Annotated in this window: 23 protein-coding genes and 3 tRNA genes; 10 read left to right on the forward strand and 16 right to left on the reverse strand. The window is 67.3% G+C overall.

All coding sequences use genetic code 11. From position 1 onward, the window contains the following. Positions 1 to 544 precede the first annotated feature (544 nt). Genes LI337_RS09420 through LI337_RS09435 form a run of 4 tightly spaced genes read right to left on the reverse strand, consistent with a single transcriptional unit; the run spans position 545 to position 4,614 of the window. The gene (locus LI337_RS09420; RefSeq protein ID WP_227229594.1) at positions 545 to 1,342 is read right to left on the reverse strand and encodes an ABC transporter ATP-binding protein; all 798 of its coding nucleotides are present in this window, start codon (positions 1,340 to 1,342) and stop codon (positions 545 to 547) included. Beyond that, positions 1,339 to 2,205, reverse strand: a complete 867-nt coding sequence (locus LI337_RS09425) for an ABC transporter ATP-binding protein (protein ID WP_227229595.1) — start codon at positions 2,203 to 2,205, stop codon at positions 1,339 to 1,341. Before LI337_RS09425 ends, LI337_RS09420 begins: the two co-directional genes overlap by 4 nt. Next, a complete protein-coding gene (locus LI337_RS09430) occupies positions 2,198 to 3,541 on the reverse strand; it encodes a branched-chain amino acid ABC transporter permease (RefSeq protein ID WP_227229596.1) in 1,344 nt (447 codons plus the stop codon). Before LI337_RS09430 ends, LI337_RS09425 begins: the two co-directional genes overlap by 8 nt. Beyond that, positions 3,538 to 4,614 carry a branched-chain amino acid ABC transporter permease gene (locus LI337_RS09435; RefSeq protein WP_227229597.1) on the reverse strand — a complete coding sequence of 359 codons (1,077 nt, stop codon included), beginning with the start codon at positions 4,612 to 4,614 and terminating at the stop codon, positions 3,538 to 3,540. The genes LI337_RS09430 and LI337_RS09435 overlap by 4 nt, the downstream gene beginning before the upstream one ends. A 241-nt stretch (positions 4,615 to 4,855) precedes the next feature. Between LI337_RS09435 and LI337_RS09440 the strand changes: the two genes are divergently transcribed. The 5 genes from LI337_RS09440 (at position 4,856) to LI337_RS09460 (ending at position 7,192) form a co-directional block, all read left to right on the forward strand. Further along, positions 4,856 to 5,332 carry a GNAT family N-acetyltransferase gene (locus tag LI337_RS09440; protein ID WP_227229598.1) on the forward strand — a complete coding sequence of 159 codons (477 nt, stop codon included), beginning with the start codon at positions 4,856 to 4,858 and terminating at the stop codon, positions 5,330 to 5,332. A gap of 14 nt (positions 5,333 to 5,346) precedes the next feature. Then, positions 5,347 to 5,420, forward strand: a tRNA-Thr gene (locus LI337_RS09445). Positions 5,421 to 5,480: 60 nt separating this feature from the next. After that, positions 5,481 to 5,639: a hypothetical protein gene (locus LI337_RS09450; RefSeq protein WP_227229599.1), complete on the forward strand. Its 159-nt coding sequence runs from the start codon at positions 5,481 to 5,483 to the stop codon at positions 5,637 to 5,639. Between the two features lie 46 nt (positions 5,640 to 5,685). Continuing rightward, positions 5,686 to 6,738 carry a hypothetical protein gene (locus LI337_RS09455; RefSeq protein WP_227229600.1) on the forward strand — a complete coding sequence of 351 codons (1,053 nt, stop codon included), beginning with the start codon at positions 5,686 to 5,688 and terminating at the stop codon, positions 6,736 to 6,738. A 295-nt stretch (positions 6,739 to 7,033) separates the two neighbouring features. Continuing rightward, the gene (locus tag LI337_RS09460; RefSeq protein ID WP_227229601.1) at positions 7,034 to 7,192 is read left to right on the forward strand and encodes a DUF7563 family protein; all 159 of its coding nucleotides are present in this window, start codon (positions 7,034 to 7,036) and stop codon (positions 7,190 to 7,192) included. Between the two features lie 25 nt (positions 7,193 to 7,217). Here LI337_RS09460 and LI337_RS09465 read toward each other — a convergent pair whose 3' ends face one another. From LI337_RS09465 to LI337_RS09500, 8 genes are all read right to left on the reverse strand, one after another. After that, the gene (locus LI337_RS09465) at positions 7,218 to 7,442 is read right to left on the reverse strand and encodes a helix-turn-helix domain-containing protein (protein ID WP_227229602.1); all 225 of its coding nucleotides are present in this window, start codon (positions 7,440 to 7,442) and stop codon (positions 7,218 to 7,220) included. Positions 7,443 to 7,695: 253 nt separating this feature from the next. Next, positions 7,696 to 7,783 (reverse strand) — tRNA-OTHER (locus LI337_RS09470). 102 nt (positions 7,784 to 7,885) lie between these two features. Continuing rightward, complete coding sequence (locus LI337_RS09475; protein WP_227229603.1) at positions 7,886 to 8,830, reverse strand: prenyltransferase; 945 nt, start codon at positions 8,828 to 8,830, stop codon at positions 7,886 to 7,888. 60 nt (positions 8,831 to 8,890) lie between these two features. Then, complete coding sequence (locus LI337_RS09480; protein WP_227229604.1) at positions 8,891 to 10,750, reverse strand: FAD-binding protein; 1,860 nt, start codon at positions 10,748 to 10,750, stop codon at positions 8,891 to 8,893. A 126-nt stretch (positions 10,751 to 10,876) separates the two neighbouring features. Beyond that, positions 10,877 to 11,773: a succinate dehydrogenase/fumarate reductase iron-sulfur subunit gene (locus LI337_RS09485; protein ID WP_227229605.1), complete on the reverse strand. Its 897-nt coding sequence runs from the start codon at positions 11,771 to 11,773 to the stop codon at positions 10,877 to 10,879. Between the two features lies 1 nt (position 11,774). Beyond that, the gene (locus tag LI337_RS09490) at positions 11,775 to 12,146 is read right to left on the reverse strand and encodes a succinate dehydrogenase hydrophobic membrane anchor subunit (protein ID WP_227229606.1); all 372 of its coding nucleotides are present in this window, start codon (positions 12,144 to 12,146) and stop codon (positions 11,775 to 11,777) included. Beyond that, positions 12,146 to 12,541: a succinate dehydrogenase, cytochrome b556 subunit gene (gene sdhC, locus LI337_RS09495; protein WP_227229607.1), complete on the reverse strand. Its 396-nt coding sequence runs from the start codon at positions 12,539 to 12,541 to the stop codon at positions 12,146 to 12,148. The genes LI337_RS09490 and sdhC overlap by 1 nt, the downstream gene beginning before the upstream one ends. A gap of 112 nt (positions 12,542 to 12,653) precedes the next feature. Further along, on the reverse strand, positions 12,654 to 13,679 hold the full coding sequence (locus LI337_RS09500; RefSeq protein WP_227229608.1) for a succinylglutamate desuccinylase/aspartoacylase family protein: 1,026 nt from the start codon (positions 13,677 to 13,679) through the stop codon (positions 12,654 to 12,656). Between the two features lie 153 nt (positions 13,680 to 13,832). Between LI337_RS09500 and LI337_RS09505 the strand changes: the two genes are divergently transcribed. Continuing rightward, positions 13,833 to 15,191, forward strand: a complete 1,359-nt coding sequence (locus LI337_RS09505; RefSeq protein ID WP_227229609.1) for a putative ATP-dependent zinc protease — start codon at positions 13,833 to 13,835, stop codon at positions 15,189 to 15,191. Positions 15,192 to 15,360: 169 nt separating this feature from the next. Here LI337_RS09505 and LI337_RS09510 read toward each other — a convergent pair whose 3' ends face one another. Then, on the reverse strand, positions 15,361 to 15,930 hold the full coding sequence (locus LI337_RS09510) for a DNA-3-methyladenine glycosylase family protein (protein WP_227229610.1): 570 nt from the start codon (positions 15,928 to 15,930) through the stop codon (positions 15,361 to 15,363). Between the two features lie 262 nt (positions 15,931 to 16,192). Between LI337_RS09510 and LI337_RS09515 the strand changes: the two genes are divergently transcribed. Together LI337_RS09515 and LI337_RS09520 are read left to right on the forward strand one after the other, a co-directional pair. After that, positions 16,193 to 18,169: a 3-hydroxyacyl-CoA dehydrogenase/enoyl-CoA hydratase family protein gene (locus tag LI337_RS09515; RefSeq protein WP_227229611.1), complete on the forward strand. Its 1,977-nt coding sequence runs from the start codon at positions 16,193 to 16,195 to the stop codon at positions 18,167 to 18,169. 115 nt (positions 18,170 to 18,284) lie between these two features. After that, positions 18,285 to 18,359 (forward strand) — tRNA-Glu (locus tag LI337_RS09520). A gap of 66 nt (positions 18,360 to 18,425) precedes the next feature. Here LI337_RS09520 and moaC read toward each other — a convergent pair. Beyond that, positions 18,426 to 18,944 (reverse strand): cyclic pyranopterin monophosphate synthase MoaC, encoded by a 519-nt coding sequence (gene moaC, locus LI337_RS09525; protein WP_227229612.1) that lies wholly within the window; start codon positions 18,942 to 18,944, stop codon positions 18,426 to 18,428. Further along, entirely contained in the window at positions 18,941 to 20,374 is a 1,434-nt protein-coding gene (locus LI337_RS09530) for an NAD(P)H-hydrate dehydratase (RefSeq protein ID WP_227229613.1), read from the reverse strand. The genes moaC and LI337_RS09530 overlap by 4 nt, the downstream gene beginning before the upstream one ends. 140 nt (positions 20,375 to 20,514) lie before the next feature. Between LI337_RS09530 and LI337_RS09535 the strand changes: the two genes are divergently transcribed. Continuing rightward, on the forward strand, positions 20,515 to 21,189 hold the full coding sequence (locus LI337_RS09535) for a 1,4-alpha-glucan-branching protein (protein ID WP_227229614.1): 675 nt from the start codon (positions 20,515 to 20,517) through the stop codon (positions 21,187 to 21,189). Between the two features lie 21 nt (positions 21,190 to 21,210). Here LI337_RS09535 and LI337_RS09540 read toward each other — a convergent pair whose 3' ends face one another. Then, positions 21,211 to 21,801, reverse strand: coding sequence for a type II toxin-antitoxin system RatA family toxin (locus LI337_RS09540; RefSeq protein ID WP_227229615.1), 591 nt, complete (start codon positions 21,799 to 21,801; stop codon positions 21,211 to 21,213). Positions 21,802 to 21,947: 146 nt separating this feature from the next. Here LI337_RS09540 and LI337_RS09545 point away from each other — a divergent pair, with 146 nt between their 5' ends. Further along, on the forward strand, positions 21,948 to 22,502 hold the full coding sequence (locus LI337_RS09545; RefSeq protein ID WP_227229616.1) for a hypothetical protein: 555 nt from the start codon (positions 21,948 to 21,950) through the stop codon (positions 22,500 to 22,502). Positions 22,503 to 22,567 lie beyond the last annotated feature (65 nt).

Raw genomic sequence — 22,567 nt, forward strand, 5'->3', positions numbered from 1 at the left:
TCCTGCTGTGCGGTTGCGGTCGGCGTGCGCGAGAAACGCGTGCGAGGTCTTAGTGAGGGGACCGAACGAAGGCTCGTCAGAGCTTGCCTCTGACGGTGGATGAGTAGCGCAGTCCGGCGCGCCCCTTGTGGGCGCGCCACGTGAGCAGAGCGAGACCGGAGGTCTCGCCAGTAGTCGGGCGACTCCCGTGTCGCCCGACGACAACGCAGTCGGCTGGGGAGGCTTGTGGGTATTCCAATTGTGGTGCGGTTGCTGTGCGGTGGCGGTTCCTCGCGCTCGCACGAGTAGCTGTGTTGTCGCTGTTGCGGTCGTGGTTGCTTGTGCTGTCGCGGTCGTGTCAGAGATGTGCCAAATCGAGTAGCAGTGCTGTCGCGGTCTGTGGTTCGCAGTACTCTCCCTATCGAATCCCCAGCGAGACACCCCGAGACAACCGAGTCACGCGCTCCAACACCGACCTGAAAACACCTCCCTAAGTCGAACATCACGAACCCGAGAACACCACCAAAACACCAACCGAGAAGATCCGAGACCGAGTGCCGTACCTTCACCCACCGAGGAACTCTTGGCGAACTTCCTCGTCGTGGAGCAACACGTCGCCGTCGTCCATGTACCGGTTCCCGCCCTGCACCAGCACGTAGCCACGGTCACAGCGCCGGAGCGCCTCCTTCGCGTTCTGCTCGACCATCAACACCGCCGTCCCCGACTCGTTGATCTCGTCGATCCGGTCGAACATGTCGTCCACCAGATCGGGCGCGAGCCCGGCCGAGGGTTCGTCCAGCATCAGCAGTTTCGGATCGAGCATCAGCGCCCGGCCCATCGCCAGCATCTGACGCTGGCCGCCCGACAGGGTGCCGGCCTTCTGCTGTTGGCGCTCCTCCAGGATCGGGAACCGCTCGAACACCTCGTTCAGGCGGTCCTGTGGCACCTCGTCCAAGATGTACGCGCCCATCTCCAGGTTCTCCCGAACCGTGAGCGAACTGAAGACGTTCTCGTTCTGCGGGACGTAGCCCAGTCCGTGGTGGATGATCTCCTCGGGGTTCTCCCCGGAGATCTCCTCGCCGTCGAACGTGATCGACCCGCCCATGTAGGTCGTCAGGCCGAACACCGACTTCATCACCGTCGACTTGCCGGCCCCGTTCGGGCCGACGATGGTGACGTACTCCCCGCTGTCGACGTCCAGATCGACGCCGTCGAGGATCTGGAGTTCGCCGTAGCCGGCGTCCAACCCCTGCACGCGCAGGAGGTCGCCCGTCACCGCACTCGCGTCGGTGCTCGCTCCCGCCGTGGGAGTGGTCTCCGCGTCGGTCGTCTCCGTACTCTCTGCGTGGTCGTCGGTACTCATACGTTCTCACCGAGGTAGGCCTCGATCACCTGGTCGTTGCTCCGGATGTCGCTCGCGTCGCCCTCCGCCAGCACCTGTCCCTGGTGCATGACGATGATGTGTTCGCAGTTGTTCATGATCACGTCCATGTCGTGTTCCACCAGCAGGAACGTGTACCCCTCGTCGCGGAGTTCGTGGACCCGTTCCAGCAGTTTCTTCTCCAGCGACGGGTTCACGCCCGCCAGCGGTTCGTCCAGCAGGACCATCTCCGGGTCCGTCATCAGCACGCGGGCCATCTCCAGCAGTTTCCGCTGCCCGCCGGAGAGGTTGCCCGCTTCCTCCTCCGCGAGGTGGTCGATCTCGAACAGTTCGAGGGTCTCCCAGACACGTTCGCGGAGTTCTTCCTCCTGCTCGCGGACCCCACTGCGCAGTCCCGGCGTCACCGACCGGTACAGCGACTCGCCGAGTTGCCCGCGCGGCGCGAGCATCATGTTCTCCAGCACGGTCATCTCCTCCAGTTCGCGGGCGATCTGGAACGTCCGCACCAGCCCCTCGTTGGCGATCTGGTCCGGCCGCAGTCCCGTGATGTCCTCGCCCTCGAAGTAGACGTTGCCGGCCGTCGGGTCGTGGACGCCCGTGATACAGTTGAACGTCGTGGACTTCCCGGCCCCGTTCGGCCCGATCAGCCCGGTCAGCGACCCGCGCTCGACCGCGAACGTCGCGCCGTCGACTGCGGTGATACCGCCGAACTCCTTCCGCAGGTTCTCGACGCGTAGCGGCGTGTCCGGTGCCCCGGTCGTCTCGGAGGCCGCCTCCGCGTCGGCCGACTCCACCGGCGGTTCGTCGCGGGCGTCGGTCTCCGGATCGGTCACGGCGTCACTCATCGGTCTCACCTCCGTCTGTCGCCGGCCGAGCATCCGCCGGTCGGCTCGTGCGCTCCGAGAGATCGACAGCCGAGGCGACCTCGGACCGGTGGCCGAGCAGGCCCTCCGGCCGGTTCTGCATCAGGTAGATCAACAGGAGGCCGACGACGACGAACCGGAGCGAGGCCATGTTCTCCACCGCGTAGGCGACCAGCGGGAGCAGGTCCGCGCTGGCGATCGGCGCGAGTGCGCCGACGATGGTGTCGGGCGTCACGCCGCGTTCGATGAACTGCCCCGCGTTCTGGTTGATCAACTGCGGCAGGAGGAACAGGAGCGCGGAGAACACCGCGCCGCCGAGCACCGCGCCGGTGTTCGACCCGGCACCGCCGATGATCAGTGCGATGAAGATGTAGAAGGTGATGTTCGGCCGGAAGGAGAGGGGGTTCACGAACCCGGAGGCACCGAGCCACAGGATCCCGCCCAGCCCCATCAGCGCACAGCCGACCATGAACGCCTTGATCTTGAACAGGCGCGTGTCCTTCCCGAGCGAGGAGGCGACGAGTTCGTCCTCGCGGATCGCCTTCAACACCCGGCCGAACGGCGAGTTGCCGATCCGAGTGAGGAGCCAGTAGAAGAGGAGCGCGACGAGGATGATCGCCACCGTGTAGACGCTGTCGACCACCACGCTCGACGTGATGCCGAACCCCTCGAAGAACGTGAATATCGACTCCCCGAGCGGTGTCGTCGCCGACGCCGGACTGCTCGGGTCCTGGTAGAAGACGGCCCGGATCGGCTCGGACGGGCGCGGGTACGAGATGCCGCGCCCGCCGCCGGTGCCGAGGGTCGTCCCCAGAATCGTGAACTCCTGTAAGGTGTTGGAGTTCACCGCGAGGCGGATGATCTCGGAGAACGCCACCGTCACGATGGCGAGGTAGTCGGCTTCGAGTCGCAGTGCCGGCAGCGCCGCGATGCCGCCGACGATGGCCGCACCGAGCATCCCGCCGATGATGCCGACCCACAGCGGGAGACCGAGTCCCGGCGGCGTCCCGCCGGGCGGTGCGGTCAGGATGCCCATCGTGTAGACGCCGACCGCCATGAAGCCCGCGACGCCGATGTTGAACAGCCCGGTGTACCCCCAGTGGAGGTTCAGCGCGAGCACCAGCATCGCGTAGGCGGCGACGAAGAACGTCACGTTCCGCAGGGTGTTGACCGTCCCGACGGTGTTCAGGCCGATGGCGATCGTCACGGCGAGGAAGCAGGCGTAGATGAACGCCATCGCGGCGACGACCATCAGGAAGTCGTTCCCGCCGAACAGCGACTCGATCCGCGCGCCGATTCCCTCCTGTTCGGCGCTCATGCTGTCTTCACCCCCCCGAACAGCCCTTCGGGTTTGATCAGGAGCACGACGATCAGGATGAGGAACGCCGCCGCCCGCGTCAGCCCCGACGGGAGCCAGATGATCGACATCGCGTCGACGACGCCGATGATCAGGCCGCCGGCCATCGCGCCGTAGATGGAGCCGATGCCGCCGAGGATGACCGCCGCGAAGATCAGGAGGAGCAGCACCCACCCGAAGCTGAACGACATCGTCCCGCGTTCCAAGACGAGCAGGTAGCCCGCGATGCCGGTCAGGCCGCCGCCGATGATCCACGTCATCCGGATGACGCGCTCGGTCGGGATGCCGGTGACGCGGGCGAGGCTCTTGTTGTCGGCCATCGCGCGCATCGCCTTCCCCAGTTTCGTCCGCTGGAGCAGGAGGTGGACGCCGAGCATCAACCCAGCCGACCCGAACACCAGCGTCAGTTCGTGGCTCGTGAAGGTGACGCCCGCGAGGTCGATCTTCGCCGGACTGGCCGTGACACCCTTCGTGCCGGTCTTCCAGACGAACGCGATCAGGTACCGGAGCGCCAGCGCGACACCGATGCTGGCGATCAACAACGAGATGCCGTCCGAGTCACGCATCGGCCGGTAGACCACCCGGTCCAAGACGAGCGACAGCGCGATGGTGCCGACGCCCGCCGCGACCAACCCCAGGAGGACGGCGACCGGCGACTGGCTGATGTTGAGGCCGATGTTGTTCGCTTCGATCAGGACGAGGTCGCCGAAGGAGACGGTCCCGATGCCGGCGACGATGTACGCGACCGCCCAGCCGGTGAACGCGCCGCTCGTCACGTAGTCGCCGTGGCCGAAGTTGGCGAAATTCAGGATGCTGTACGTCATGGACAACCCGATGCCGGCGAGCCCGACCGCCAGCCCGACGACGATCCCGTCGGTCAACAGGGTCAGCAGTCTGGAGACCGCCATCGACCCGGTGGCGAGCTGTCTGGCGAGGTCCAAGAGGACGAGAACGCCGACAGCGCCGACGACGACCGCCATCGGTCGCTCGACGACCATCTCCCGCCCCCGCGTGTATGTATCACTCACTCCCATGTCTGCTGTTCACAACGTACTTACGACCCTACCACGGTAAATAAACCTTCGTTCCGGCCCGACTGTGAGCACTGCCGTCTCGTGGCGTCCGAGCCGACCCGCGTCGTGCGGTTTTCGGAGAACGACGGAGCTCGGAACGCTGGCATCGTGGTCCCGATGGCCGAAAGAAATATCACGGCGATTCGATCCCGCACCCGACGGCGGGTTTTATCCCGTCTGCGGACCGACCGGCGGACAGCGAATGGAGATCGAACCGCCGACGATGGAGGAGACCGAGACGGTCGCCGACCTCTGGGTGTCGCTCGCGCGAGGCCAGCGAAGCCACGGCTCACACCTCCGGAGTGAGGCGAACCGGGGGGCGATCACCGACGCCATCTCGCGACACCTCATCACCGGCGGCTTACTCGTCGCCCGCGACCCCGACGTCGTCGGGTTCGTGATGTTCGGTCCCGAAGCCGGGAGCTACGAACAGGACGTGACACGGGGTATCGTCCACAACCTCTACGTCGTCGCCGGACGGCGAGACGAGGGCGTCGGCACCGCCCTGTTGGAGGCGGCCGAGACGCGACTCGCCGAGGACGGCGCGGACACGGTCGCACTGGAGGTCATGGCGGGCAACGACTCGGCCCGGCGATTCTACGAGCGGGCGGGCTATCGCCCTCACCGCGTCGAGTTGGAGAAGCGGACCGAAAGCGACAACGTAACAACGGAGGGGTGAGTAGCCGAAACCGCGCCAGGGGAGCATGGGCGGTTCATGCACTCGACTTGTAATCGAGACTTCACGGGTTCAAATCCCGTCCCTGGCTTCCGACCACCCTGAGAATTCAGCCAGTGTGCTTTTCCCTGTCCTATGGTTTTGTTCGGATATGGTTGGGGAGCCAACGAACGGGGAGAAAGCGCGTATCAAACGGTTCATCGAGACGCCACGGTCCCGCCGGCATCCGGATATGCTCGTCCCGGACGACGCCGACAGCGGTGACGGGAGCGACGCCGACCAGGACCGGAGCAGCCACTCTGCGGCCTGATCTACGACACCGAACCGACGACAGACCGACGTGACGCTCGCCGGATATGTTTCGCAGATCACTTCTCGCGGCACTCGCTGCGCTCACCGCCGGATGCAGCGACGCGGTCGTTCCGACCGAGACCCCGACCACCACCGACGCGGAGACCACGACTCGCACCGAGACGTCCACGTCTCCGACGACCACCGCGTCTCCGACAGAGGAACCGACCGAAGAACCGACGACGCCGCGGCCGACCGTCGCAGAGCGCATCGAGACCGCCCAGTCGCTGATCGACGCGGCGGTCGCGGACTACCGCTCGTACGGCGACGGGGGGTTCGCCGGGGCAGTGACGGCCGGGACGACGATGTTCGATCCGGCACCGATCACCCGGTCGCTCGCGGCCGCGAGCCGAGAACTGGACGCCGTCGACGCGGCCGACCCGCCGCCGACACCCGACGAGCGGACCACGATCCAGCGCCTCCGGACGTGGCTCGCGTTCTTCCGGGCGGTCGTCGAGACGGTCCCGGCCTACGTCGCCTGTCTGCGGTCGGCACGCCGTGTCGCCGCACGGACCTTCGAGGGACCCGACAGCAGCGCACGCCGGGAGTTGGACGCGTTGACCGACGCCGTCGACCGCGCCGAGGCGGGCTACGACGCGGTCGTGCGGACCGGAAGTCGGCTCTCGCGGAGCGTGACCGAACTGGTCGCGGACGTGTCTCTTGAACAGGCCCGCCGGAAAGTCGACCGACTCGCCGACGAACTGGAGGCGGCCGACGCACTCCGGGCGGGGTACACGACGACGCTCTCGGAGCGTGACGACTTCGCGGACGCGCTCGCGACGCTGGACGACGAGCAGTTCGGGACGGCAGCGTTCCGGTTCCGGGTCGTCGCCGACCGGTTCCGCCGGGCCGAACGCCGACTCACTGCCCGGCCCGCGCCGGGCGCGTTCGCGTCGCTCGTGACCGACCTCGCGTGTTACACCGGAGCCTTCGCCGACGCGGCGGCCAGTTACGCGGACGCGGCGACCGCCTACGGCGACGCCCGGACTGCGGACGCCGACCTGTTCGTCTCGGACGCGCGGGCCGCCCTGTCGCGAGCGGGGGCCTGTGTCGCCTGAGTCGGCGGCGACACGACCGGCGCGCCGCGTGGCGCGTGACCCACCCGGTACGCACTCGGGTCGTGCTCCGGGAGGTGGTCGGTCCCGGCGATACGACGGCGTGACCGTTAGGTCACTGGCGGGAGTAGTCGACGTATGACCGGATCGGACCGATTCTTCCTCGCGGTGATCGCCCTGCTGTTCGCGCTGTTCGTGGTCGGCATCGCGGTGAGTCTGCTGTGAGTCGCAGGCGAGTCCGCACCGAGCGTGCGTGTCGACACAAAGTTTATGTCAATCGATTAGTCCATCACGACCCATGCCGGAATGCCAGAACTGTGGCTCGTTCGTGACGAGAGCGTACGCGCGGGTGTTCACACCCGAGGAGGTCGAGGAGCCACGAGTCTGTCCGAACTGCGAGGATATGGTCCGCGACGGTGCCGACGTGCGGCAAGCCCGCTCTCCGAGAAACACCTGACCGACACTCGCCCCGTGAGAGCCGCTCAGGACGCGACGACGTACCGGTCGCGGTCCTGCCCGACGAGTCCGCGCCCGCGAAGCGTCTTCAGGATGCTGAACAGCGTGATCTTCTTCATCGACAGTCCGTCCTGCAGTTCGGTGACGGTCGCCCCGTCGTGCGTCGAGAGGTAGAGATAGACGAGTTTCGCCCGTGGCGATTCGAGACCGTCGGGAACCGCAGTCTGGTGTGTCCGTCGTGCCTGTTGCATTGTCGTACTGGACACCAACTGTTCGACGATAATAAAACCCGTCTACAACAGTCGTCGAAATACTCGCAATCGAGTAAACCTCTAAACAGACGGTCGCTGGCGGGGAAATCGCCCCCGCCGGGCGTCGCCAGTCGACGTGAGAGTCGACCCCGAGCGCGGCCGATTTTCGACCGTCGTCGTGATCGGGGATCGACACGGTGTCGTCCCCGACGCTCGCTGCGAGTCCTCGTCGACGAGTGGCGTCGAGCGTGAGTGGAAGGGGCGGGAGTCGAACCACGCGAAGCCAGAAAGTACCACCGCGCACGGACGGCGGTGCTGCTCTACCACTGAGCCACCCTTCCACTCGTCGCTACGCGAGCGACGAGCAAATAATCGTTGGTTGTCTCCGACCCGGTCCAGGGCGTCGCCGGCTCTGTCGGGGCCTCGGGGCGGCGAGAGCTGTGCTACAGACCGGCGACGACCCACCCGGCGAACTGCGCACCGGCGAGTAGGACCATCCCGGCGACCGTCGGAAACGGCGACCGACGCCGGGTGTACGCCAGGAGGCCCCACAGCAGGAACGGGGCGGCGAGCAGACTCGCCCAGCAGACGACCGCCGGCACCGGCCCGCCGTGGACCGCCGCCATCGACACCCCACCCGCGAGGAGTCCGCCGGCGTAGAGCCACCGGAGTCGACCGGCCGACAGGCGGGTCGCCAGCGTCGCCTTCCCGACCGCCGCGTCGGCCGCGCGGTCGGGCCAGGTCGTCGCCAGCAGGTTGACGAAGACCACACAGCCGAACGGGAGAAACGCCAGCACCGACGCGACCGTCACCTCGCCCGCGACCGCCACGCCGTACACCGGCAGGAGCACACCGCCGAGCAGGGCGTTGTCGAGTTCGCCCCAGCCGTGCCACGCAAGCGCCAGCGGCGGGAGCGAGTACTGCCAGCCGAGGACGGCGATCAGTGCGAGGAGGCCGAGCGCCTTCGCGTCCGGCACGGTCGTGACGCGGCCGGTCGCCCAGAGTTCGATCCCTGCGACGACTCCCACCGCCACGGCGGCGAGCACGAGGGCGGCGACGGCCGCCCGCAGTGCGAGTCGTCGTGGGAGGCCGGTCCGCACGAGTGCGCCGCTCCCGCCGGAGAAGGGTGTCCGGGTCGTCAGGTGGTCGGTCTCGTAGTCGGCGTACTCGTTCGCGTAGTGGACGCTGACGGCGACCGGCGAGAAGAGGAGGAACCCGACGAGGGCGGAGAGGGGGTCGAGGGTCGCCCCCGCGACCACCGCGACGAGCACGCCGGTCGCGTACAGCAGCACCATCAGCAGTAGCTGGTCGGGGCGGCTCATCTCGATCAGCGCGCGGAGAACGGTCAGCGAGTCGTGATCTGCGCCGGGGCGGGAGGAGTCGGGCACAGAGCGGTCGGAAGCGTCGGGCACAGAGCGGCGGGGGGAGTCGGCCACGAACCGGGGGACTCAGTAGCTCCGGACCTTCGGTTCGTAGGTCTTCCCCTCGCCTTCGAGGATGACCGGCCGGAACCAGAGCTCCGGTTCGCCGTCGTTCCACGACAGCATCGTGTGTTTGAGCCACGAGTCGTCCTTCCGCTCCTGGTGCTCCTTCCGCCAGTGGGCACCGCGGAACTCGTCGCGGGCCAGTGCGCCGAGGGTGATGGCCTCCGCGAGGTCGAGGATGTTCCGCGTCTCGATGGTGTGGATCAGGTCGGTGTTGAACGTCCGCGAGGGGTCGGAGACGCCGACCTCCTGGTAGCGCTCCCGGGCCTCCCGGATGTCGCGGAGCGCCTCCTTCAGGCCCCCCTCCTCGCGGAAGACGTTCACGTACCGTGTCATCGACTGCTGGACGTCCGACCGGATCTCGGAGTGGTTGACGCCGTCGGTGTTCAGCAGGCGGTCGACGCGGGCACGCTCGCGGTCCAGCGCGCGCTGGACGATCTCCTCGCCCGTGGCGGCGACCGCACCGCCGTCCGCCGCTTTCTCGCCGCCGTCGGCGACCGCGTCGCCGGACGGACTCCCGAGGCCGACCTCGCCGGGCGAGACCGGCGTGTCGACTTCGCCGACCTCGTACTCGCCGCGCTTGCCGGTCTCGATCTTCGCCTCGCCCAGGTCGCGCCCGGCGGCGTGGTGGCCGGCGCGCGCGCCGAAGACGATCAGTTCCGGCAGGGCGTTGCCGCCGAGGCGGTTCGAGCCGTGAACCGACGCGCAGGCACACTCGCCGGCGGCGTACAGCCCCGAGACGCAGGTCTCGCCGTTCTCGTCGGTCTCGACGCCGCCCATCGCGTAGTGCTGGCCGGGCTTGACCGGCATCGGCGCTTCGAGGGGATCGACGCCCTCGAAGTCCTCCGAGAGGTGGACGATGTTCTCCAGGCGGTCGACGATGCGCTCCTCGCCGAGGTGGCGCATGTCGAGGTGGACGTACTCGTCCTCGATCCCTCTGCCCTCGTTGACCTCGGTCAACTCGGCGCGGGAGACCACGTCACGCGAGGCGAGTTCGCCGGCGTTGTTCGCGTAGCCGTGTTCGAACATGAACCGCTCGCCCTCGCTGTTGTAGAGGATGCCGCCCTCTCCGCGCACACCCTCGGTGATGAGCACGCCGGTCGAGGGGAGCGTCGTCGGGTGGAACTGGATGAACTCCATGTCCTCGATGGGGACGCCGGCGCGGTAGGCCATCGCCACGCCGTCGCCGGTGTTGGCGACCGCGTTCGTCGTGTGGTCGTACACCTGGCCCAGACCGCCGGTCGCCAGCACGACACCCTTCCGGGCGCGGAAGCCCTCGACCTCGCCGGACTGGATGTCGTAGGCGACGACGCCGTGACAGGTGCGCTCCTCCGGGTTCTCCTCGTCGGAGACCGCGAGGTTGGAGACGTACCACTCGTCGTACACCTCGATGCCGCGCTTCACCAACTGCTCGTACATCGTGTGGAGCAGTTGGTGGCCGGTCTCGGCACCGGCGTAGGTGGTTCGCGGGAACGACAGACCGCCGAACGGACGCTGGCTCACCCGGCCGTCGTCGTCGCGCGAGAACGCCATCCCCCAGTGTTCGAGTTGGATGACCTCCTCGGGGCTGTCCTGTGCGAGCGTCTCGATGGCCGGGGCGTCGCCGAGGTAGTCCGACCCCTTCATCGTGTCGTAGGCGTGCGACTCCCAGGAGTCGCCCTCCCGGAGCGCGGCGTTGATGCCACCCTCCGCCGCTCCGGTGTGTGACCGGACCGGGTGGAGCTTCGAGACGATGGCCACGTCCGCACCCTCTTCCTGTGCCGCGATTGCGGCTCTGAGGCCAGCGCCCCCCGCGCCGACCACGATGACGTCGTGTTCGTACATGATAGACTGGTTCTATCCGTGGTTAGGACTGGGGGTACTTGAGACTCACCCTCTTTCGTGTCGGGTCCTTTGCCAGGACGGACACCGGAACGACAAATCGAGTCGGATGTCGGCGACGGTGCCGACCTACCAGAACTTCAGATTGTTCTTCACCGCTTCCCGCTTCAGTTCCTGGATGTGCTCGGTCAGCGGGATGTCCTTCGGACAGACCTCGGTACAGGAGAACTGCGTCTGACAGCGCCAGACCCCGTTCTCGCGCTCGATGATCTCCAGTCGGTGTTGTTTCATCTCTTCGCCCTCGCGTTCGTCCATGGCGAAGCGGTAGGCCTTGTTGATGGCCGCCGGGCCGAGGTAGTCGTTGTTGCCGGCCGCGATGTTACACGAGGACATGCACGCGCCACACCAGATACACCGGGTGGACATCTTCACCTTCTCGCGGTTCTCCCGCGTCTGGCGCTGTTCTTCGAGTTCACCCTCAGGCAGGTCGTTCGTCTGGAAGTACGGCTCGACCGCCTCCATCTGGTCGTAGAAGTGCTCCATGTCCACGACGAGGTCCTTCACGACCTCGGCGTGCGGGAGCGGTTCCACGCGGACCGGTTCCGAGAGGTCCGACAACTGCGTCTTACAGCAGAGTTTCTGGCTGCCGTTGACGAACATCGCGTCCGAGCCACAGATCGCCTGCCGGCAGGAGTGCCGGAAGGTGAGCGAGGAGTCGTACTCGTCGCGGGCGTAGATGAGCGCGTCCAGCACGGTCATCCCCTGCTTGTAGGGGACGTGGAAGTCGTCGAACCGGGGTTCCTGTTTCCCCTCCACTTCGGGGTCGTAGCGGAACACCTTCAGGTGGTAGCTGTCCTCGGCGAGTTTCGCGGCCTCCTCCTTCTGCGACTGCTCTTCCGCCTCGGCGGCCTCGCGCTCTCGGCGCTCGCGCTTCTTCTGGTCGCGCTTCTGCTTGCCCTGCGAGACGGGCTTCGTCTCCGGTTCCGATTCGGTCTGCTCTTTCGACTCGGGTACTTGCGTGCTCATGTTAGAAGGTCGGCAGTCCGGCCCAGGCGTTCGCGGTGCGGATCCCCTGCACGATCAGCAGGGCGCTGGCGGCGACCAGCACCCACTTGATCGCGGTCTTGCGCTGGCCCGACAGGCCCTGGTTGATCAGTGCGTTGTAGACGCCGTTGACGCCGTGGAACGTCGCGGTGACGAGGAACAGCACCATCAGCGAGTAGTAGCTCAGCGTCTCCATCCGGCCTGCACTCATGGCGAACGTCACGTCCGCCGCGTGGTGGACGAAGTGCAGGAGGAAGAAGTGGAACGCGAGCACGACGACGAGGAACGCCGCCGTGATGCGCTGCCAGAGCCACCGCCGCCCGCCGGTCTCGAACGAGGAGTAGCGTTCCGCCATCAGAGGCTCACCCCGGCGAGGAACGTCGGGACACTGGCGACGACGATCGCACCCGTCAACACCAGCGAGGCGTAGAAGCTCTTGTCCTGCGATTCGAGGCCGATACCGAGGTCCACGAGCAGGAGGCGAAGTCCGTTCAGGATGTGGAACATCGCCACCGCGAGTAGACCGACTTCGAGGATGCGGACGATCAGCAGGCTCTCGAGCGTGCTGATCGTCGCGGTGTAGGCGTCCCCGCCCGACAGCGCGGTCGAGAGGACGGCGATGTGGGTGAACAGATAGCCCACGAGCACCCAGCCGGTGAACTTGTGGAAGATCCACGCCCACATGCCGGCCGAGAACTCCCGCCAGCGTCCGAAGTCCTCGACCAGCCCACGGTTGTAAGACTGACTCATACGGCACGTTCCGGACCGGGGTGGTATAGAAGTTACGTGTGTCAGCGAACGGGACGCCGACTCCCGGCGATTCTCTCCGATTCGTCGGGTGTGACGCGACCCTCCGCCTCGCTCAGACGCCGCCGTCCGACTGCGGCGACTGCTGACGCTCGACCACGCGCCGGACGCGCTCGTCGAGTTCGACGAGGTGACACAGCGGGTTGCCGGGGTAGACGACCGGATTCTCCAGCACACCGACGAGCAGGCCCGTGAAGGGTGCCTCGACCGTGACGTTGTCGTCCTTGAAGGGGTTCGTCAGCGTGCAGATGCGGTCGCCGGCCTCGACCAGCGAGCCGACGTCGTGGTGCATGTCGACGATACCGCCCGCGTCGGCGCGAATCCACGTCTTCTCCTGATCGTCGGTGATGATCGTCCGCCAACCGGGCCACCGAACCGTGGGTGTCTCTTGGAGTCCGTACTCGGCGAAGACGCTCTCTACGCCCGCGAGTGCCTCGTCGATCAGTTCCCGCTGGAACCGGTGGGCCTCACCCATCTCGATGGTGATGGTCGGTGTCCCGCGTCGAGTCGCCTCGCCGCGCAGGGTGCCGTCCGGGCCGGCGCCGTCGAGGATGATGTTCGTCCCGAACGCCTGTGCGAGACGAGCCACCTCGGGGTCGCTCATGTCGGCGCGAACGTGGAGCGTGTTCGTTCGGCCGCGCGTGGAGGTGTGGAAGTCCAGCCCGAAGTCGCAGGGTTCGACGAAGTTGTGGAAGATGCGGTAGGCCATCCGCTTCGCGCTGGTGGAGGTCTCGTGCCCGGGGAACGATCGGTTCAGGTCGCGGTCGTAGATCGGCAGGTAGCGCTGTTGGGCGAGGAAGCCGGGGACGTTCAACACCGGCATACAGACCAGCGTGCCGGCGAGGTCGTCCAGGTTCCACTCGTGGGCTACCTCGCGGACCACCTCGATGCCGTTCAGTTCGTCGCCGTGGGCGGCCGCCGAGAGGAAGACGGTCGGTCCCTCCCGTGCCCCGTTGATGATCGTCACGGGGATGCGGACCGGATCACCGAGATACGTCTCGCTGATCCCGTACCGGATGTTCTGCGTCTCGCCCGGATCGACCTTCCCCCCGTTGTAGGTGAAGGTCGCGTCGTCGGCCATGAGCGACGTTCCGGGGCGACGGTATTTAAATGGCCCACCGACGGGGCGAGCCTCTCAGCGAGGCGAAGTGTTCGGCGAGCCGGAGGATTCGACGACCCGAGACTTCGGAAACCGGCATACCTTTCAAAATCGTCCGTGAAGCCTCGAACAGGAATGTCTGGAGACGAGCCGGTGCGAGTCGGGGTGTTGAGCCTACACAACAGCAAAGAGACGAAAGCGATCCTGAACGCGGTCGAGGACCTCGGTCACGAACCGGTCTGGCTCCGCCGGGAGAACACGGCCATCAGCGTCGAAGACTCGGAGTTGACCGTCGAACCAGAGGTCGACATCATCGCCAACCGCCTCCTGCTGTCGAACACCGAGGAACCGGCCGAACTGCTCGGCCTCGCGACGACGTTCAACCGCATCCGGCCGATGATGAACGAACCGGACGCCGTCCTGACGGCCATCCACAAGTTCGCCACGGCCGCGACGCTGGCGAACTGGAACATCCAGGTACCCGACGCACTCCTCGCGCTCTCGAACGAGCGACTGAACCAGGGGAGAGAACGCTTCGGCGACGTCGGCGTCTACAAGACCGCCATCGGGACCCACGGCGGCGGGACGTGGAAGGTGGACCTCACCGAACCCGTGAACCCGAAGGTCGGCAACCGGCAGGCCTTCTTGCAGGATCTCATCGAACGCGACTCCTCGAAACACCGCGACCTGCGCGTCTACATCGTCGACGGCGAGATCATCGGCGCGATGTACCGCTACGCGCCCGAGGGCGACTGGCGGACGAACGTCGCACTCGGCGGTGCAGTCGACGACGCGACCGACGAGATGCCCGAGGAGGCCTCCGAGACCGCACTCTACGCCGCCGACGTGATGGGCCTCGACTACGCGGGAGTGGACCTCGTGGAGGGCGAGGACGGCTGGTTCGTCCTCGAAGTCAACCCGACCGCCGGGTTCAAGGGGCTCTACGAAGCGACGGGGACGAGTCCCGCGCCGTACATCGCCAAGGCCGCCATCGAACGCGTCGAGGGCGAGGTCGACCAAGACCGCGTCGAGGCACTCGCCAACTCGCTGGACGACTCCACCCCGTCCTGCAAGCCGCGCATCGACCGCCCGGAACGCGAGGACGCGCCCATCGTCGGCTACATCGAGGACGTGGTGGTCTCCGGTACCAGCGGCTCAGAACAGGTGTACGCGAAATCCGACACCGGCGCGACCCGGACGAGCATCGACACGAGTCTCGCCGCAGAGATCGGTGCCGGGCCGATCAAGAGCATGACCCGCGTCAAGTCCGGGAGCGTCAAGGGCGGGAAGGCCCGACCGGTCGTGGACCTCGTGATCGGCATCGGCGGCGACCAGCACACTGTCACCGCGAGCGTCGAGGACCGCGGCCACATGGAGTACCCCCTGCTGCTCGGTCGGGACATCCTCGAACACTACCGCGTCGACGTCCGTCGGAAGGCCGACTCGGACACGCGAAACCCCGACAAGGAAGGCGAGATGCTCGAAGAGGAGTAGGCCGACACTCCGCCGAGCCAGTCACTGCTTCGATACGAGGACTTTTCTGTGATACCGGGACCACCGACGCCGTGTCCTGACCGGTCGACGTGTAGCGCCCTGCGGTCGTGCGACACACCGCTACACGACCCCGCGTGTCGCCTGTTCGCTACAGTGACCGGTCCGCCCCTCAGTCGTCGGTCAGCCGCCACAGGTAGCGACTCGCGTAGCTCCGGTACGGTGCCCACGCCGCACTCCGGTCGACCATCTCGTCCCGGGAGATGTCGCCGTACAGTTCCCGCATCCCCTTCCTGATACCGAGGTCGCCGACCGGGAAGACGTCCGCTCGACCGAGCGAGAACATGAGTTGCATCTCCGCGGTCCACTGCCCGACGCCGGTGATCTCGGTCAACTCCGCCACGACCGCGTCGTCGTCCATCTCCGCGAAGTACGTCTGCGAGTAGCCGTGCTCCCGAAACGCCTCGGCGACGTTCCTGACGTAGCGGACCTTCTGTCCCGACAGACCGGCGTCCCGGAGGACCGACTCGTCGGCCGCGAGAACTCCCTCGGGCGTCACCTCGACCGCGTCGAACAGTCGCTCCTCGATGGCCCGCGCCGAAGCCGTCGACACCTGCTGGCTGACGATGGAGGTGACGAATCGCTGGAAGAAGTCGTCGGCCGGTTCGACCGTCAGTTCGCCGTGTGTCTCGACGAGTGGTGCGAGGTCTGTCGTCCGGAGGAAGTCGTGTGCGTCGGCCACGTCTCTCGGCACGCGCCGTCGGCGTATCAGCGTTCTGGGTGGCGCGACCGATCCCCCCTCGCTGCCGTGGCAGTCGTCGGTCTCGACAACTCGAAAACCGTTTCTCGTGTCGGGCGGTCTCGATAGCCGGCGAGCCAGCCGGGTGAAACACGGTTCGGCGGCGAACACTCGGTTCTGCACGAACAACCGAGAATGAACGGCCAGACAGTTGTCAGCCTCGGAGAGGGAAACGTTGAAACCACGAGCATCCGACGGTTCGCGCATGGAACTAGACGAGGTCGAGACCATCGCCGTGCTCGGTGCCGGAAACATGGGCCACGGCATCGCAGAGGTCGCCGCGCTCGCCGGGTACGACGTGAACCTCCGGGACATCAAAGAGGAGTTCGTCCAGAACGGCTACGAGCAGATCGAGTGGAGCCTCGGCAAACTCGCCGAGAAAGAGCAGATCAGTGAGGACGAGGCCGACGCCGCCCTCGACCGCGTGACGCCGCTGGTCGACCTCGGCGAGGCGGTCTCGAACGTCGACGTGATCATCGAGGCGGTCCCCGAGAAGATGGAGATCAAGAAGGACGTGTACGCCGACGTGGAGGCGAACGCACCCGACCACGCCATCTTCGCCACGAACACCTCCAGTCTCTCGATCACGGAACTGTCGGAAGTGACCGACCGCCCCGAGCAGTTCTGCGGGATGCACTTCTTCAACCCGCCCGTGCGGATGCAGTTGGTCGAGGTCATCGCCGGAGACCACTCCAGCGACGAGACGCTGGACCTGATCGAAGACCTCGCGGAGGCGATGGGCAAGACGCCGGTTCGCGTCCGCAAGGACAGCCCCGGCTTCATCGTCAACCGCATCCTCGTCCCGCTGATGAACGAGGCGGCGTGGATGGTCTACGAGGACGAAGCCACCATCGCGGAGGTCGACTCGACGGCGAAGTTCGACATCGGCCTCCCGATGGGACTGTTCGAACTCACCGACCAAGTCGGGCTGGACGTCGGCCAGCACGTCCTCGAATACATGCACGACGTGCTGGGCGAGGCCTACAGGCCGTGTCCGCTCTCCCAGGAGAAACTAGAGAACGAGCACCTCGGCAAGAAGACCGGCAAGGGATTCTACGACTACGAGGACGGCGGCGCGGACGTGCCGACCGACCAAGCGAGAGAGGACGTGAAGTACCGTCTGCTCGCCGTCACCGCGAACGAGGTCGCCGGCCTGATCCAGAACGACGTGGCCGACGCCGACGCCATCGACGAGGCGGTCATGCTCGGTGCCGGCTTCCCGAACGGCCCGGCGCGGATGGCCGACGACGCCGGCCTGGAGACGCTCGTCGAGACGCTCGACGACCTCCACGAGGAGACGGGCGAGGACCGCTACGAGGCGGTCGACTACCTGCGTGAACTGGCCGAGTCCGGGGACACGTTCCACGGATCGGCGGACGACGAGAGCGAGGAGACGATGGAGTTCGACACGATCCGCGTCGAGTACGAGGGGCGCGTCGGCCACGTCGTCCTCGACCGACCGCACCGGATGAACACCATCTCGGCCGACCTGCTGGACGACCTCGACTCGGCCATCGACGCGCTGGCCGACGACGACGAGGTGCGTTCGATCCTGCTCACCGGCGAGGGCGAGAAGGCGTTCTCGGCCGGCGCGGACGTCCAGAGCATGGCCGCCGGCGGCGCGGACCCGATCGCGGCCGTCGAACTCTCCCGGACGGGCCAACAGACGTTCGGCAAACTGGAGACCTGCGACATGCCGGTCGTCGCCGGCATCGACGGCTACTGTCTCGGCGGCGGGATGGAGCTCTCGATGTGTGCCGACCTCCGGATCGCCAGCGAGCGCTCCCAGCTCGGCCAGCCGGAGCACAACCTCGGCCTCCTGCCGGGGTGGGGCGGCACCCAGCGACTCCCGAACATCGTCGGCGAGGGGCGCGCGAAGGAGATCATCTACACCGCCGACCGCTACAGCGCCGAGGAGATGGCCGACTACGGCTTCGTCAACGAGGTCGTCGGCAACAACGAGTTGCAGGAAGAGGCCATGGCGATGGCGCAGAAACTCGCCGGCGGCCCGCCGATCGCACAGCGGTACACCAAGCGCGCGATGCTCGCCGGCCGCCACGACACCGACGCCGGCCTGGAGATCGAGGCGCAGGCGTTCGGCGCGCTCTACAACACGGACGACCTGATGGAGGGCATCACGGCCTTCATCGGCGACCGCGACCCCGAGTTCGAGGGCGAGTAAGCCGTCGGTCGACGGGTGAGGCTCGCTCCCCGCGACCACACCCGCCGTGTCACCGACTCCCGACGCGACGGCGAAAGACAGTATTTATAAATCGAGAGCGCAGACGTGAGAGTGCGCTCGGTTGGTGTAGCCCGGCCAATCATGCTGGCCTTTCGAGCCACCGACACGGGTTCAAATCCCGTACCGAGCATTCCAACTTCTACGCGGCGATCACGCTTCCAGCGACCGGTCTCCCGGGTGCTGGGCGACCGCGCCGTCAGTCGAGTCGCCGCTTCTCCTTCGCCACCACGCGTACGTCACGAATCCCGGTCGCCGGATACTGACCGTCGGCGTCCTTCTCGACGGCCTTCATCATGTCCCAGACCGTGTTCAGGCCGGTCGTGACGCCCTCCAGCGCCTCCATCTCACACCCGGTCTTGCCGGTCGTCTCGACCGCGACGGTCAGTTCGATCCGGTCGTCGCCGAGGTCGAAGTCGGTCTCGACGTTCGTGATCGGGATCTGGTGACACATCGGGATCGTCTCCCAGGTGTGTTTGACCGCCTGAATCGCGCCGATCCGGGCGGTCGCCAGCACGTCACCTTTCCCGATCTCGTCGTCACGGATCGCCCCGACGGTCGACTCCCGCAGGCGGATCTCCCCGCGTGCCTCCGCCCGGCGGGCGGTGTCCGGCTTGTCGCCCACGTCGACCATCTGGACGTTTCCGTCCGAATCGGTGTGAGTGAGGTCCTCGGCGTCGCCCGACTGTCCCTCTCGCTGGTCACCAGCGTCGGTCATCGCTCACCCCACATCGCTTCCGGCACTCGATCCAGCAGGTCGGTCGCCACCATGCCGTAGCCCGACTCCTCGGCGACCAGGTCGCCGGCCCGACCGTTGACGTACGCGCCGATGGCGGCCGCGTCGAGACTCGGCTGGGTGGCCGCGAGTGCGCCCGTCACGCCCGCCAGCACGTCGCCGGTCCCGCCGACCGTCATGCCGGGGTTGCCGGTCCGACCCACCCTGACCCGGTCGCCGTCCGAGATCACGTCGTAGGCACCCTTCACCAGCAGGACGTGGCCGAGTTCGCGGGCGAACTCCCGGACCAGGTCGGCACGCTCCCGCCAGTCACTCGCCTCCGGCCCGCCCATCTTTCTGAGTTCGCCCTGATGCGGGGTACAGAGCAGGTCGGCGTCGGTCTCGACCTCGGGGACGACCGAGAGGGCGTCGGCGTCCACGACCGCTCGCCCCTCGTAGTCCGTCAGGAACGCACGGACCGCGTCCAGCGAGTCGTCGGCGGCACCGAGACCCGGTCCGAGGACGACCGTGTCGTGCTCACGAGCCAGTTCGAGGAGGTGCTCCACCGCGTCGGGCGCGAGGTGATCGCCGGCGAACGGTCGAACGATCAAGTTCTCGCTGTACCCCTGGAGTTCCCGAGCGACCGACTGGGGGCAGGCGACCCGCGCGAGGTCGGCACCGCCCCGCAGGGCGGCCTGCGCCGCGAGTGCCGGCGCGCCGGTGTAGGGACCGCCACCGACCACCAGTACCTCGCCGTGGTCGCCCTTGTGACTCGTCGAATCTCGTCGAAGGCGCAGGAGGTCGCCGGGACCGACGAACGTCTCGGCGGCCTCGGGGATGCCGATGTCCGCGACCGTCACCCTCGCGTCGAGGTCGCCGAGTCCCGGTTTCGCGTCGTGGAACGTCACGACGTGGTCGGCGTCGACCGCGACGCCGGCCGCCTCGCCGGTGTCGGCGTCGAACCCGGAGGGCACGTCGACCGCGAGGACCGGACAGTCGGCGTCGTTGATCGCACGGGCGGCGGTGGCTTCCGGTTCCCGGAGTGCGCCGGTGACGCCGGTGCCGAGCATCGCGTCGACCACGAGGTCCGGGTCGCCCAGGTCGAAGTCCCGTGAGTCACCGACCGACTCGGCGTCGTACTCGGCCGACCCGAGGGCGTCCCAGTTCTCGCGGGCGATGTCGGTCGAGATGCTCTCCGGCCGGCCGAGCAGGCGAACCGACACGTCGTAGTCGTCGAGGAATCTGACCGCGACGAAGGCGTCCCCACCGTTGTTGCCCCGGCCGGCGACGACCGTCACGTTCGCGCCGGGGTCGACCAGCGACCGCACCTCGCGGGCGACGGCGTGCCCGCTGGACTCCATCAGTTGCTTCTGTGGCACCCCCAGCGCCGCGGCGTTGCGATCCACCACCGCCATCCTGTCGCTCGTGATCATACCTCCGAAGTCGGGCGGTTCGCGGGTAAGCGTTTGGGGGTCGTCTCGTGACAGATCGGAGTGCGCGGCTGGACGAACGTCGATCCGTTCCGGCGAATTCGGCAAAAGAGTTTTATCAGATCGTGGTGATCGTTCACACAGTGACGAGCCACGGTCGGTTCCCACCCGAATCCCGTACCGACTCCGATCTCACCACCTCTCGCACCCACGCTGGTGCGACACCCGATCAGCCTGCCGGCGCGAGGACACCACCCGAGGGTCCCGCGACACCCGGTCGTCGGGGCGGGGCGACACCCCGACGCGACCCGGCAGACAGGGGCCACGTGCCACCGCGCGATCCGGACCTCTACGCCACGACGAACCACTTCCGGGAGCGACTGCGCCAGCCCGGTCGGTACGTCTCCCTGCCGACGGTTCGCGAGACGATCACCGAGGGACAGCTTCGGTGGAACACCACCGACGGCTGGCGGTTCGCGCTGGTTCGCGAGGGCGTCCGGTTCGTCGTCGTGGTCGGCGACGAGACCACCTCGCCGGTCGTCGTCACCGGCTGGACCGAGGTCGCCGACTGGACCGACGCGACCGAGAGCGAACGGTGGCCGCGTGCCGACGTCGAGGCGATCCAACTCCGGACCGACCTCAGCGACAACCGGGACCGCCAGATTCCGGCGCTGATCCGGCCCCGCGAGGTGCCCCGACCGGTGACGGTCGGCGACCACCGCGTCACCAGCGAGGCGGGTGCCGGCTTCGTCGAGTGTGTCGACTGCGAGTGTCGGTTCCGGTCGAAGGCGTCGCTGTGCAGTCGGCAGTGTCGGTGAGCGGGAGCGAGCGACGCCGGCTTACCGGCGAGTCGCGCCGTCGTCGTCCGTGACTCGCAGGTCGTCTTCGTCCAGATCCACGCCGTCCGGCGTCCGGTGGACCGTCAACGCCGGACTTCTCGGTTGCCCCTCCAGATCGGTGACGATCCGGGTGAGCACCTGTGTCGCGGCCTCGGCGATCCGCGGTTTCACCTTGTCGAGCACCCAGTCGAGACTGACGAGACGCGGCAGGTCGAGCGCGCTCGGCCCCACCGACCCGGGATCGTACTCCACGTCGACCGTCACCTTCGTCGCCTCCTCGGCCCAGTCGGGCGCGTCCTCGGGGAGCGGGATCGACTCCACCAGCCAGCGACCGGTGGCGGCTAAGTCCTTCGTGATCTCCCACTGTATCTCGTTCGGCGGGTCGATAGCGACGACCCGCGACCGGGCGGTGTAGGTCAACTTCCACCAGCCGAACTGGATCGCGTAGCGCGTCCCCGGCCCGCCGTCGCCGGAGGCCATCACGCGTCTGACGTACTCGGTGTAGTCGCCGTAGCGCTCGAAGTCGACGAGGAAGTCGTACACCGACTGTGGGTCCGTGTAGACGACGGTGCTGACCGTGACGCGGTCCATCGTCTCGTGGTGGGGGAGCGTCCGGTATCAACGTTTCCCGTCCTGCGCCCGTCGACCGCCTGTCTCCGCCACAGAACTGTCTACCGCTCGACAGTCGCCGTCAAGACAATGACCCTGCGGTCCCTACGTTCGACTAGACGGTGACGATGCGTACTCCGGCAGTCGGTCGGGCACGCCGCCGCACCCGGTCGCTGCTCGCTTCCGCACGCGACTGGACGGTCGGCGTCGTCCGTACCGCCCTCCACCCGTTCGGCGTCGGCCAGACCTCCGAGAGCGACGACTGGGAACGCGCGTGGGCCACACGCGGCGAGGTGCGCTGGCACCGCGACGGCGAGCAGGTCGAGGTGTTCCGCTTCGACGACGGCTTCGTCGCCACGGTCGAGTACCCCGACAGCGAGAGCAGGTGGCAACTGACCACCGGCCCGATGCGCCCCGCCCAGGCACTGCTCGCGGTCGCGCTCTACTGCCAGTTCGGCGTCACCCCACAGATCGACCGGGACGGCCGCCCGTTCGTCGCCGAGACGGACGACGGCCCGACGCAGGTGTTCCGCGACGAACCAGCCGAGCAAGTGCGGTACGTCTACCTCGACGAGGTGCGGACGGTCGAGGAGTTCCCGGACTACGTCGCCGACCGCGAGGCCTACCGGGGCGTCCACGACCGCCTCACGCCCGACCGCCACGGGACGCTCCACTCCGACTGATCGCCCGCGCGGTCTCGCTCCGACAGCCCTGGAGCCGCGTCCGAGCCGCCCACTCTGCTCCTTCC

Origin of the sequence: Salinirubrum litoreum, from assembly GCF_020567425.1 — an archaeon.
Lineage (GTDB): Archaea > Halobacteriota > Halobacteria > Halobacteriales > Haloferacaceae > Salinirubrum > Salinirubrum litoreum.